Consider the following 13,541-nt stretch of genomic DNA (forward strand, 5'->3'; position numbering starts at 1 on the left):
GCTGGCTGGGTGACTGTGCTGGCTCGACGACCGTCGCCGGGCCGGGGCCGGCTACTACTCGCCCCGGGCCTTGGCGATGATCTCCTCCGCGACGTTCTTGGGAACCTCGGCGTAGGAGTCGAACTGCATGGTGAAAACAGCCCGGCCCTGGGTCTTGCTGCGCAGATCACCCACGTAGCCGAACATCTCCGAGAGGGGCACGAGCGCCTTGATGACCCGCAGCCCCGCGCGCTCGTCCATCGACTGGACCTGACCGCGCCGGGAGTTGATGTCGCCGATGACATCGCCCATGTTGTCCTCGGGCGTGCTGACCTCGACGGCCATCAGCGGCTCGAGGATGGTCGCCCCGGCCTTGCGGGCGGCCTCCTTGAACGCCATGGAACCGGCGATCTTGAACGCCATTTCCGAGGAGTCCACCTCGTGGTAGGCACCGTCGAGAAGGGTGACCTTCACGCCCACCATCGGGTAGCCGGCGAGTACACCGAACTCGGCGGCCTCCTGGCAGCCCGCGTCGACCGACGGGATGTACTCCCGCGGGATGCGGCCACCGGTGACCTTGTTCTCGAACTCGTAACCGTCGTTGCCCTCGCCCGCCGGCTCCAGGTTGATGATCACGCGACCGAACTGACCGGAACCACCGGTCTGCTTCTTGTGCGTGTACTCGACCTTCTCGACCTTCCGCGTGATGGTCTCGCGGTAGGCCACCTGGGGCTTGCCGACGTTGGCGTCGACCTTGAACTCCCGCTTCATGCGGTCGACCAGGATCTCCAGGTGCAGCTCGCCCATGCCGGAGATGACCGTCTGGCCGGTCTCCTCGTCCGTGCGGACCTGGAAGGAGGGGTCCTCCTCCGCGAGCCGCTGGATGGCGGTGCCGAGCTTCTGCTGGTCGGCCTTGGTCTTCGGCTCGATCGCCACGTGGATGACCGGCGCCGGGAAGTTCATCGACTCGAGGACGACGGGGTCCTTCTCGTCGCTGAGGGTCTCACCGGTGGTGGTCTGCTTCAGACCCATGACGGCGACGATGTCGCCGGCGCCCACCAGGTTGATCTCCTCACGCTTGTTGGCGTGCATCCGGTAGATCTTGCCGATCCGCTCCTTGCGCTCCTTGACGGAGTTCAGGACCGAGGAACCTGCCTCCAGCACGCCCGAGTAGACGCGGATGAAGGTCAGCTTGCCCAGGTGCGGGTCGGAGGCGATCTTGAACGCCAGGGCGGAGAACGGCTCGTCCTCGCTGGCGTTGCGGTGGATGGTCTTCTCCTCGTCGCGGACCGCGTGGCCGTCCACGCCGCCGTCGTCCAGCGGCGAGGGCAGGAAGCGCACGATCGCGTCGAGCAGGGGCTGCACGCCCTTGTTCTTGAAGGCCGTTCCGGTCAGGACCGGGAACAGGTTGCCCGCGATGGTGGCGCGGCGGATCGCCGGGTAGAGCTGCTCCACGGTGGGCTCGGTGCCCTCCAGGTACAGCTCCATGATCTCGTCGTCGGCCTCGGCCAGCGTCTCGATCAGCGTGTTGTGCCACTCCTGGGCGGCCTCAACGTGCGTGTCGGGGATCTCGACCGTGTCGTACATCTCGCCGAGCTTGGCCTCGGCGTTCCAGAGCAGGGCCTTCATCGTGACCAGGTCGACGACGCCCTTGAAGTCCGCCTCGGCGCCGATCGGGAGCTGCATGACCAGCGGAGTCGCGTTGAGGCGGTCCTTGATCATGTCGACGCAGCGGTGGAACTCCGCGCCGACCCGGTCGAGCTTGTTGACGAAGCAGATCCGCGGGACGCCGTAGCGGTCCGCCTGGCGCCACACGGTCTCGGACTGCGGCTCGACACCGGCGACACCGTCGAACACCGCGACGGCACCGTCCAGGACGCGCAGCGACCGCTCCACCTCGATGGTGAAGTCGACGTGGCCCGGAGTGTCGATGATGTTGATGGTGTGCTTGACGTCCTCGACCGGCCAGGTGCAGGTGGTGGCCGCGGAGGTAATGGTGATTCCCCGCTCCTGCTCCTGCTCCATCCAGTCCATCGTGGCCGCGCCGTCGTGGACCTCACCGATCTTGTAGCTGATGCCCGTGTAGTACAGGATCCGCTCAGTGGTGGTGGTCTTGCCGGCGTCGATGTGGGCCATGATGCCGATGTTGCGGACCTTGGAGAGGTCTACACCGGTTTTGGTAGCCACTTTCGTCCTCGCGTCGTCTCGTCGTAAACCTGGATCCGCCGGATTACCAGCGGTAGTGAGCGAAGGCCTTGTTGGACTCCGCCATCTTGTGCGTGTCCTCGCGCTTCTTGACGGACGCGCCGAGGCCGTTGGAGGCGTCGAGCAGCTCGTTCATCAGGCGCTCGGTCATGGTCGTCTCGCGACGCTGCCGGGAGTAGAGCACCAGCCAGCGCAGCGCGAGGGTCGTGGAGCGGGCGGGCCGGACCTCGACCGGGACCTGGTAGGTCGCGCCACCGACACGGCGGGAGCGGACCTCCAGGGTCGGCTTGACGTTGTCCAGCGCGCGCTTGAGCGTGACGACCGGGTCGTTGCCGGTCTTCTCGCGCGCGCCCTCCAGGGCGTCGTAGACGATGCTCTGCGCGATGGAGCGCTTGCCGTCCAGCAGAACCTTGTTGATCAGCGCGGTGACCAGCGGCGAGTTGTACACCGGGTCGGCGATGAGCTGGCGCTTGCCAGCAGGGCCCTTGCGCGGCATTAGCTCTTCTCCTTCTTGGCGCCGTAGCGGCTGCGCGCCTGCTTGCGGTTGCGGACGCCCTGGGTGTCCAGCGAACCGCGAATGATCTTGTACCGAACGCCCGGGAGGTCCTTCACTCGGCCGCCGCGCACGAGCACGATCGAGTGCTCCTGCAGGTTGTGGCCGACGCCGGGGATGTAGGCCGTGACCTCAATCCCGCTGGTCAGCCGGACACGGGCGACCTTGCGAAGCGCAGAGTTCGGCTTCTTTGGCGTCGTCGTGTAGACGCGCGTGCAGACACCCCGGCGCTGGGGGCTGCCCTTCAGCGCCGGCGTCTTGTTCTTGGTCACCTTGTCCTGGCGGCCCTTTCGGACCAGCTGCTGGATCGTGGGCACCGCGTCTCCGTCTTCCTCGTACCGAGCCGGTAAGTCTTGTTCTGCCTGAACCCCGTATGGACGAGGCCCGTCATCACCACCTCGTGCGAGGCTGTGACCTGCCGGTTTCCCGACCTCTCCGACCCACGCGGTCGGGCGTGTCGCATCTTGCTCACCAAAGATGACCAGGATCCGACACGAGACCGCCCGGCCCAGTGCATGGGCCGAAACAAGCCGGGGAGTTTGCTGCGGCACTGGGCCGCCCTGTCAAATCGCAGGGACCTGCCGACGCGCACGCAGATTGGCCCGCACACAGCGGGCACAAGCTAAGAGGTTACCGACCACTACGCGAAAGGTCAAAGCGAACGGTGCACTATCGCGAGCGCACCCTCCGGCGCAAGCTCACGGCGCCCCTGCGGGCCATCTTCCCGTAGTCACAACGGTCGAACGCCGACGGGATGTTCCCGTCATGTGACGCAAATCCCGTCGGCGTTTCGCTCTCACCATCCCCGGCCTCCGGGCCGGGGTCAAGGAATCCGGTCTGGATCTTTGCGTGTCGCTGCCGCGCGACACCGCTTCGGCACCGGCTTCCGCTTCGGTTCTGATCAGATGACGAAGTTGACGACCAGTGCCGCGATGACGATCACCGCGACGGCGGCGCCGGCGACGATGAACCAGAGCTTCTTGTTGCTCTTCCCACCACCCGGCTGTTCGGGGGCCTGCTGGTAGCCGGGATACACCTCGCCGCCCTGGGCAGGCTGGCCGTACGGCTGCTGACCGGCGAACTGGCCGCCGCCCTGCGCCTGACCCTGGCTGAAGGCCGTCGTCGCCTGGCCGAACTGATCCTGCTGCCCCTGAGCGAACTGACCCTGCTGGGCCTGGCCGAACTGCCCCTGGTCCTGCTGGCCGTACTGCTGCTGGCCGCCCTGACCGAACTGCCCCTGGTCCTGCTGGCCGTAGGGCTGCTGGCCGTACTGTCCCTGGTCCGGCTGCCCGAACTGGCCCTGGCCCTGCTGGGCACCCTGGCCGTACTGTCCCTGGTCCTGCTGGCCGTAAGGCTGCTGGCCGAACTGGCCCTGCTGCGCCGGCGCGTCCCACTGCTGGCGGCCGACGTCCATGCGGGTGGCCTCGCCCAGGCCCTCGCCCTGCTGGCCGGGCTGCCGGCCCTGCGCGGACGGGTCGAACGCCTGGGTGGGCATGCCGTCCTCGGCCTGCGGGCGGTCGCCGCCGAACCCGGACGGGCCGGACTGCGCAGCCGGCGTGGACGGCCTGGACGCCTCATACCCGGCGACGGGCGTGCCGAGGCCCTTGTCCGGCGGCGGGACCATCAGCGTGCGCTCGTGGTCGCCGCCCTGCCGACCGCCCGGCTGGCCGGGCTGCGGGGTCGCCCACGGCTCCGGGCCGTCGGGAGCCGCCGGGGCCTGCCACGGCTCGGCGGGACGCCGCTCCGGGCCCGAGGCCACCGGGACGTCCGGCCCGGGCGACCACGCGACGGTCGCCTGGTCGTCCACCTTCGGGGCCTTGCGGTCGGACCCGGCGGGCACCGGAGAGGTCACGGCGGGGCCGGGGACGATGAGCGTCCGGTCCTCGCCCTGCACGGGGGCGGGCGCCTCGGCCGCCGGGGCCTTCGGCTCCGCGGGCGGCGCGAACGGCTCACCGGCGGGCGGGTAGGCGGAGCCCTGCGGCGGGGCGTACGGGTCCGGCGCGCCGAACGGCTGCTGGCCGGGCTGGCCGAACTGACCGGCCTCCGGCTGCTGGCCGTAGGGCTGCTGCGGGTAACCGGGGTCCCCCGCCTGCTGCTGACCCGGGTGCGGCTGGCCGCCGAAGCCCTGCGACGGAGCCGAGGGCTGGCCGTACGGGCCCTGCGGTGCGCCGTAGCCCTGCTGCTCGTGCGGCTGCTGCCCGAAGGGCGGCGGGCCGGGCTGCCGGCCGTAGGGCTGCTGGTCACCCGGCTGGACGGGCGGCGCGCCGAAGCCGCCCTGCGGGTCCGCGGGCGGAGCGCCGAAACCACCGGGCGTGCCCTGCGGCTCGTGCGGCGGAGTGGGGGGCTGCTGGCCGAGCACCGGCATCGACTCGATCATCGTGGGCGGAGCGGCCGGCGGTGCGGGCCGCTCGGGCTGAGCCGGGGCGGGAGGCCGCGGCGCGGACGGCTGCCCGCCGCCGGCGCCGCCGAGCTGCGGCGCTCCGAACACGACCGTGCGGTCACCCATCGGACGCGCGGGCGGTTCGGCGCCCTTGCCGTCCTCACTGGAACCGGCCGCCCGGCTCTCCGCGCCCCCGGACTTCTCGTCGTCCCGGGGCGACGGCCACTGCGGTCCCTGCGTGCCGTCGTTGTCGGTCATCGTCAGGCTCCTTCGGGCGGATATTCCCACGTGAGGGGGGTCCCCACGATGTGACGCATCGGCTCAAGCCTGCCCCGATCTCCGGGGGAATCGCAAATCATCACCCGGTTCGACGCCCCTGTCCGTCCGTCCGTTCCCGCCCGTGACGTCCCATCCAGCCCTAAACCGACGCTGATGACGCGGCCGTTATAGAACGTCCGGGTACGTGAGAGGACGGCGCGCCGGACGCGCCGCCCAGGCCTACGGACGTCCGGCGGGAACGGGAAAGGGCCCCCGCCGAAGCGGGGGCCCTTCACCGACTGGCTACGGTCAGCGGTTGTACTGGCCGAAGTCGTACTCCTCCAGCGGGACGGCCTCGCCGGAGCCCTGCCCGAACGAGTAGTCCGCACCATCGTCGTAGGAACCGACGGAGTAGACGGCCGCCTTCGCCTCTTCGGTCGGCTCGACCCGGACGTTGCGGTACTGGGGCATGCCCGTACCGGCCGGGATGAGCTTACCGATGATGACGTTCTCCTTGAGGCCGAGCAGCGGGTCGCTCTTGGCGTGCATGGCCGCCTCGGTGAGCACCCGGGTCGTCTCCTGGAAGGACGCCGCCGACAGCCACGACTCGGTCGCGAGCGAGGCCTTGGTGATGCCCATGAGGACCGGACGGCCCGCCGCGGGCTTGCCGCCCTCGGCGACCACCGAACGGTTGGTCTCCTCGAACATCGGCCGCTCGACCAGGTCGCCCGGCAGCAGGTCGGTGTCGCCCGACTCGAGAATGTTCACCCGCTTGAGCATCTGGCGGACGATGATCTCGATGTGCTTGTCGTGGATCGACACACCCTGCGACCGGTACACCTCCTGGACCTCGTGGACCAGGTGGAGCTGCACCGCGCGCGGGCCGAGGATGCGCAGCACCTCGTGCGGGTTCTGCGCACCGACGATCAGCTGCTGGCCGACGTCGACGTGGGCGCCCTCGAAGACGCCGTCCGACAGCCGGGCCCGCATCGGGACCTGGTAGGCGATCTCGTCGGTGCCGTCGTCCGGCACCACGACGATCTTCCGGGTCTTCTCGGTCTCGTCGATCTTGATCCGGCCGGCGACCTCGGAGATCGGGGCCACACCCTTGGGGATGCGGGCCTCGAAGAGCTCCTGGACACGCGGCAGACCGTGGGTGATGTCTCCACCCGCGACACCACCGGTGTGGAAGGTACGCATGGTCAGCTGCGTACCGGGCTCACCGATGGACTGGGCGGCGATGATGCCGACGGCCTCGCCGACGTCCACGCGCTTGCCGGTGGCGAGCGAGCGGCCGTAGCACGCGGCGCAGACACCGATCTTGGCCTCGCAGACGAGCGCGGACCGGGTCCGCACCTCCTCCACGCCGACCTCGACCAGGCGGGTGATCACCGTGTCGGACAGGTCGGTGTCGGCCGGGAAGATGACCGTCCCGTCCACCGTCACGTCCTCGGCGATCGTCCGGCCGACCAGGCTGGTCTCGGACTGCACCGGCTTGCTCAGGGTGCCGTCCGCGGCGCGGTCGGCGACCCGGAAGGCGATCGTGCGGTCGGTGCCGCAGTCGATCTCGCGGACGATCACGTCCTGCGCGACGTCCACCAGACGACGGGTCAGGTAACCCGAGTCGGCGGTACGCAGCGCGGTGTCGGCCAGACCCTTGCGGGCGCCGTGCGTCGAGATGAAGTACTCGACGACCGACAGGCCCTCGCGGAAGGACGACTTGATCGGACGCGGGATGGTCTCACCCTTGGGGTTGGACACCAGACCACGCATACCGGCGATCTGCCGCAGCTGGAGCGGGTTGCCTCGGGCGCCCGACTGGATCATCATCCAGATCGGGTTGTCCTTCGGGAACGCCTTCTCCATGTCGGCGGCGACCTCGGCCGTGGCCTTGTTCCAGATCCCGATGAGCTCCTGCTTGCGCTCCTCGTCGGTGATCAGGCCGCGGTTGTACTCGCGCTGGACCTTGGCGTCGTCGCGCTCGTGCTGCGTCAGGATCTCCGCCTTGTTCGGCGGCGTGATGACGTCCTCGATCGAGATGGTCACACCGGACCGGGTGGCCCAGTGGAACCCGGTGCTCTTGAGGGCGTCCAGAGCGTCGGCGACCTCGACCTTGGGGTAGGTCTCGGCCAGCTCGTTCACGATCGCGGAGAGCTGCTTCTTGCCGATCTCGGCGTCGACGAACGGGAAGTCCGACGGCAGCGTCTCGTTGAACAGCGCGCGGCCGAGGGTGGTCTCCAGCCGGTACGCCTGGCCGGGCTCGTAGCCCTCCGGGGCGACCCACTCGCGCGGCGGCGGGACGTCCTTGAAGCGCAGCTGGATCTTGGCCTGCAGGTCCAGCTCGCGCCGGTCGTAGGCCATGATCGCCTCGGCGATCGAGCCGAACGCCCGGCCCTCGCCGGCCGAGCCGTCCTTCTGCGTCGTCAGCCAGTACAGGCCGATGACCATGTCCTGGGTGGGCATGGTGACGGGCTTGCCGTCCGACGGCTTCAGGATGTTGTTGGTCGACAGCATCAGGATCCGCGCCTCGGCCTGCGCCTCGGCGGACAGCGGCAGGTGCACCGCCATCTGGTCGCCGTCGAAGTCGGCGTTGAACGCCGTGCAGACGAGCGGGTGGATCTGGATGGCCTTGCCCTCGACCAGCTGCGGCTCGAACGCCTGGATGCCCAGACGGTGCAGCGTGGGCGCACGGTTCAGCAGCACCGGGTGCTCGGTGATGACCTCTTCGAGGACGTCCCACACGACCGACTTCGCGCGCTCGACCATCCGCTTGGCGGACTTGATGTTCTGCGCGTGGTTGAGGTCGACCAGCCGCTTCATGACGAACGGCTTGAACAGCTCCAGCGCCATCTGCTTGGGCAGACCGCACTGGTGCAGGCGCAGCTGCGGGCCGACGACGATGACCGAACGGCCGGAGTAGTCGACGCGCTTGCCCAGCAGGTTCTGGCGGAACCGGCCCTGCTTGCCCTTCAGCATGTCGCTGAGGGACTTCAGGGGACGGTTGCCCGGACCCGTGACCGGACGGCCGCGGCGGCCGTTGTCGAACAGCGCGTCGACGGCCTCCTGCAGCATCCGCTTCTCGTTGTTCACGATGATCTCGGGCGCGCCGAGGTCGAGCAGACGCTTGAGCCGGTTGTTCCGGTTGATCACGCGGCGGTACAGGTCGTTCAGGTCGGAGGTCGCGAAGCGGCCACCGTCCAGCTGGACCATCGGACGCAGGTCCGGCGGGATCACCGGGATGCAGTCCAGCACCATGCCGAGCGGGCTGTTGCTGGTGTTCAGGAACGCCGAGACGACCTTCAGCCGCTTCAGCGCGCGGGCCTTCTTCTGGCCCTTGCCGGTGCGGATGATCTCGCGCAGCTTCTCGGCCTCGGCGTCGAGGTCGAAGTTCTGGATCCGGGCCTGGATGGCCGCGGCGCCCATGCCGCCCTCGAAGTACTTGCCGAACCGGTCCCGCATCTCGCGGTAGAGCATCTCGTCGCCCTCGAGGTCCTGGACCTTGAGGTTCTTGAAGCGGTTCCACACCTCGTCGAGGCGGTCCAGCTCACGCTGGGCGCGGTCGCGCAGCTGCTTCATCTCACGCTCGGCGCTGTCGCGCACCTTGCGCTTCTGGTCGGCCTTGGCCCCGGCGGCCTCGAGCTCGCCCAGGTCGGCCTCCAGCTTCTGCTGGCGGGCCTCCACCTGGGCGTCACGAGCCTGCTCGACCTGCTGGCGCTCGACCGAGATGTGGGCCTCGAGCGTGGGCAGGTCGCGGTCACGCCGCTCCGCGTCCACGCTGGTGATCATGTAGGCCGCGAAGTAGATGATCTTCTCGAGGTCCTTGGGCGCCAGGTCCAGCAGGTAGCCCAGCCGGGACGGCACGCCCTTGAAGTACCAGATGTGCGTGACGGGCGCGGCCAGCTCGATGTGGCCCATCCGCTCACGGCGCACCTTGGCACGGGTCACCTCGACGCCGCAGCGCTCACAGATGATGCCCTTGAACCGGACGCGCTTGTACTTGCCGCAGTAGCACTCCCAGTCGCGGGTAGGACCGAAGATCTTCTCGCAGAAGAGCCCGTCCTTCTCCGGCTTCAGGGTCCGGTAGTTGATGGTCTCCGGCTTCTTCACCTCGCCATGCGACCACTGGCGGATGTCGTCGGCGGTCGCGAGGCCGATGCGAAGCTCGTCGAAGAAGTTGACGTCAAGCAACTTGATTCCCCTTGAGTTTGATCAGACCTCGTCGACGCTCATCGCGCCCTCATTGGGGCGACGGGAGAGGTCGATGCCGAGCTCTTCCGCGGCGCGGAAGACGTCCTCGTCCGTGTCCCGCATCTCGATGGACATGCCGTCGCTCGAAAGCACCTCGACGTTGAGGCAGAGCGACTGCATCTCCTTGATGAGGACCTTGAAGGACTCGGGGATGCCGGGCTCGGGGATGTTCTCGCCCTTGACGATGGCCTCGTAGACCTTCACACGGCCGAGAACGTCGTCGGACTTGATGGTGAGCAGTTCCTGCAGGGCGTAGGCGGCGCCGTACGCCTCCAGCGCCCACACCTCCATCTCACCGAAGCGCTGGCCACCGAACTGCGCCTTACCACCCAGCGGCTGCTGGGTGATCATCGAGTACGGGCCGGTGGAACGAGCGTGGATCTTGTCGTCCACCAGGTGCAGCAGCTTCAGGATGTAGGTGTAGCCGACCGCGATCGGGTCGCGGTACGGCTCGCCGGTGCGGCCGTCGAACAGCCTCGCCTTGCCGCCGGGGCCGACCATGCGCTTGCCGTCCCGGTTGGGCAGGGTCGACGAGATCAGGCCGGTGACGTCGTCCTCGCGGGCGCCGTCGAACACCGGGGTGGCCGCGCGGGTCCAGGGCTCGGCCTCGTCCGCGCCGATCTCCCTGAGCTCGCGCTTCCACTCGGCGTCGTCGCCCTCGACCTTCCAGCCCTGGCTGGCGACCCAGCCGAGGTGGGACTCGAGGACCTGGCCGACGTTCATTCGGCCGGGGACGCCCAGCGGGTTCAGCACGATGTCGACGGGCGTGCCGTCCTCCATGAACGGCATGTCCTCGACGGGCAGCACCTTGGAGATGACGCCCTTGTTCCCGTGCCGGCCGGCCAGCTTGTCGCCGTCGGTGATCTTGCGCTTCTGGGCCACGTAGACGCGGACCAGCTCGTTCACGCCCGGCGGGAGCTCGTCGCCCTCGTCACGGGAGAACACCCGGACGCCGATGACCTTGCCCTGCTCGCCGTGCGGCACCTTCAGCGAGGTGTCACGGACCTCGCGCGCCTTCTCACCGAAGATCGCGCGGAGCAGCCGCTCCTCCGGGGTCAGCTCGGTCTCGCCCTTCGGGGTGACCTTGCCGACCAGGATGTCACCGGGGACGACGTCGGCGCCGATCCGGATGATGCCGCGCTCGTCCAGGTCCGCCAGGACCTCCTCGGAGACGTTCGGGATGTCCCGGGTGATCTCTTCGGGGCCGAGCTTGGTGTCCCGGGCGTCGACCTCGTGCTCCTCGATGTGGATCGAGGACAGGACGTCGTCCTGCACGAGGCGCTGCGACAGGATGATCGCGTCCTCGTAGTTGTGGCCCTCCCACGGCATGTACGCCACGAGGAGGTTCTTACCCAGGGCCATCTCACCGGTGTCGGTGCAGGGGCCGTCGGCGACGACCTGGCCGACCTCGACCCGCTGGCCCTCGAGCACGATCGGCTTCTGGTTGAAGCAGGTGCCCTGGTTGGACCGCTTGAACTTGGACACCCGGTAGGTGTTGCGGGTGCCGTCGTCGTTCATGACGGTCACGTAGTCGGCGGAGACCTCCTCGACCACGCCGGCCTTGTCGGCGACGATGACGTCGCCGGCGTCCACGGCCGCGCGGTACTCCATGCCCGTGCCGACCAGCGGGGCCTCGCTGCGGAGCAGCGGCACCGACTGGCGCTGCATGTTGGAGCCCATCAGCGCGCGGTTCGCGTCGTCGTGCTCCAGGAACGGGATCATCGCGGTCGCGACCGAGGTCATCTGACGCGCCGAGACGTCCATGTACTGCACGTCCTGCGGCGGGATCAGCTCGATCTCGCCGCCCTTCTTGCGGATCAGGACCTGGTTCTCGGTGAACCGGCCGTCATCGTCCAGCAGCGAGTTCGCCTGGGCGACGACGAAGCGGTCCTCCTCGTCGGCGGTCAGGTAGTCGATCTGCTCGGTGACCTGGCCGTCGACGACCTTGCGGTACGGCGTCTCGACGAACCCGAACGGGTTCACCCGGCCGAACGCGGCGAGCGAGCCGATCAGGCCGATGTTCGGGCCTTCCGGCGTCTCGATCGGGCAGGCGCGGCCGTAGTGCGACGGGTGGACGTCACGGACCTCCATGCCCGCGCGCTCACGGGACAGACCGCCCGGACCCAGCGCGTTGAGGCGGCGCTTGTGGGTCAGGCCCGCGAGCGGGTTGGTCTGGTCCATGAACTGCGAGAGCTGGCTGGTGCCGAAGAACTCCTTGATGGAGGCGACGACCGGCCGGATGTTGATCAGGGTCTGCGGCGTGATCGCCTCGACGTCCTGGGTCGTCATCCGCTCGCGGACGACACGCTCCATGCGCGCCAGGCCCAGGCGGACCTGGTTCTGGATCAGCTCGCCGACGGTGCGCAGGCGACGGTTGCCGAAGTGGTCGATGTCGTCGACCTCGATCGGCACGGACGCGCCGCCGAGCGACGCCTCCTCCTCACCCGCGTGCAGGCGGACGAGGTACTCGATCGTCCCGACGATGTCGTCCTCGGTCAGCGTGCCCTGGTTGGTCTCCAGCTCCAGCCCGAGCTTCTTGTTGACCTTGTAACGGCCCACCTTGGCCAGGTCATAGCGCTTCGGGTTGAAGTACAGGTTCTCCAGCAGGGTCTGCGCCGACTCCTTGGTCGGCGGCTCGCCCGGACGCAGCTTGCGGTAGATGTCCAGCAGCGCGTCGTCCTGGCCGGAGGTGTGGTCCTTCTCCAGGGTGATGTTGATCGACTCGTAGGAGCCGAAGCGCTCGCGGATGCGCGCCTCGTCCCAGCCGAGCGCCTTCAGCAGCACCGTGACGGGCTGCTTGCGCTTGCGGTCGATGCGCACACCGACGTTGTCGCGCTTGTCGATCTCGAACTCGAGCCAGGCACCGCGGCTGGGGATGACCCGGCAGCCGTAGATGTCCTTGTCACTGGCCTTGTCGAGCGCGCGGTCGAAGTAGACGCCGGGCGAGCGGACGAGCTGGGACACGACGACCCGCTCGGTACCGTTGATGATGAAGGTGCCCTTGGAGGTCATGAGCGGGAAGTCGCCCATGAACACCGTCTGGCTCTTGATCTCACCGGTGGTGTTGTTGATGAACTCCGCCGTGACGAACATGGGGGCGGAGTAGGTCATGTCCTTGTCCTTGCACTCCTCCGCGGAGTACTTGGGCGGCTCGAACCGGTGGTCGCGGAACGAGAGGGACATGGTCCCGGAGAAGTCCTCGATGGGACTGATCTCTTCGAAGATCTCTTCGAGGCCCGACTGCGTCGGGACGCTCTTACTACCGGCCTTCTGGGCCGCCTCGACCCGGGCCTTCCACCTCTCGTTGCCCAGCAGCCAGTCAAAAGAGTTGGTCTGAAGGGCAAGGAGGTCCGGGACTTCGAGCGGCTCCTTGATGCGCGCGAAGGAGACGCGGTTCGGACCGGTTGCGGTATTCGAGGCGTTGCGCGAGGCTGCCAAGAGTGGTCCTTCCGAGGGCTCGCGGCGTAACTGACGACACGCACGCCAGACGATCCAAGTAGCGAGACCGGCACGATGAGGTCCAAAACGGACCATGGCAGGTGTGCTCTCGCACGTGAATAGTCAGAGGGCAGCGCAAAGGGGCAGTGTAGTCGACAACCACACCGCTCGCAACTCCAGCGCCGCAGTATGCATCACAGTTGCCTGCGAGCATCGCTCCTCCGACCCGACTAGTCAAGAGCGCACTTGGACTTTTCGGGCTCTGACCTGCAGTGAGGAAGGCCATAGTTTAGAGCCCTCGCGGCGGCCTCCCCGCAGGCTCGGTGCGACGGCGTGCCGAAACGCGACGAGCGACCGTCCCGGGCAGGGAGGTCGCTCGACGTGACGGGCTGTCATGGGGCCCGATTCCGGGCCGGCCGCCGTCCGGATTCGGGACGGTTCACCGGCCGGGGCCCCGCTCCATCGCGGGTCCGCTCGCGG

At 68.4% G+C, this 13,541-nt stretch carries 6 protein-coding genes; all 6 read right to left on the bottom strand.

The window, feature by feature from the left end:
- Positions 1–54: 54 nt before the first annotated feature.
- The 6 genes from fusA to rpoB all read right to left on the bottom strand — a co-directional run bounded on the left by fusA (position 55) and on the right by rpoB (position 13,061).
- Entirely contained in the window at positions 55–2,166 is a 2,112-nt protein-coding gene (fusA, locus tag AB0L06_RS05230; protein WP_500229644.1) for an elongation factor G, read from the bottom strand.
- A gap of 43 nt (positions 2,167–2,209) precedes the next feature.
- Complete coding sequence (rpsG, locus tag AB0L06_RS05235; RefSeq protein WP_026414298.1) at positions 2,210–2,680, bottom strand: 30S ribosomal protein S7; 471 nt, start codon at positions 2,678–2,680, stop codon at positions 2,210–2,212.
- On the bottom strand, positions 2,680–3,054 hold the full coding sequence (rpsL, locus tag AB0L06_RS05240; protein WP_019632621.1) for a 30S ribosomal protein S12: 375 nt from the start codon (positions 3,052–3,054) through the stop codon (positions 2,680–2,682). Before rpsL ends, rpsG begins: the two co-directional genes overlap by 1 nt.
- A 584-nt stretch (positions 3,055–3,638) precedes the next feature.
- Positions 3,639–5,375, bottom strand: a complete 1,737-nt coding sequence (locus tag AB0L06_RS05245; protein WP_500229645.1) for a hypothetical protein — start codon at positions 5,373–5,375, stop codon at positions 3,639–3,641.
- Between the two features lie 309 nt (positions 5,376–5,684).
- Complete coding sequence (locus AB0L06_RS05250) at positions 5,685–9,563, bottom strand: DNA-directed RNA polymerase subunit beta' (RefSeq protein ID WP_500229646.1); 3,879 nt, start codon at positions 9,561–9,563, stop codon at positions 5,685–5,687.
- A gap of 21 nt (positions 9,564–9,584) precedes the next feature.
- A complete protein-coding gene (gene rpoB / locus AB0L06_RS05255) occupies positions 9,585–13,061 on the bottom strand; it encodes a DNA-directed RNA polymerase subunit beta (RefSeq protein WP_500229647.1) in 3,477 nt (1,158 codons plus the stop codon).
- Between the last annotated feature and the right edge of the window lie 480 nt (positions 13,062–13,541).

This window comes from Spirillospora sp. NPDC052269 (assembly GCF_040679435.1).
GTDB lineage: Bacteria > Actinomycetota > Actinomycetes > Streptosporangiales > Streptosporangiaceae > Spirillospora.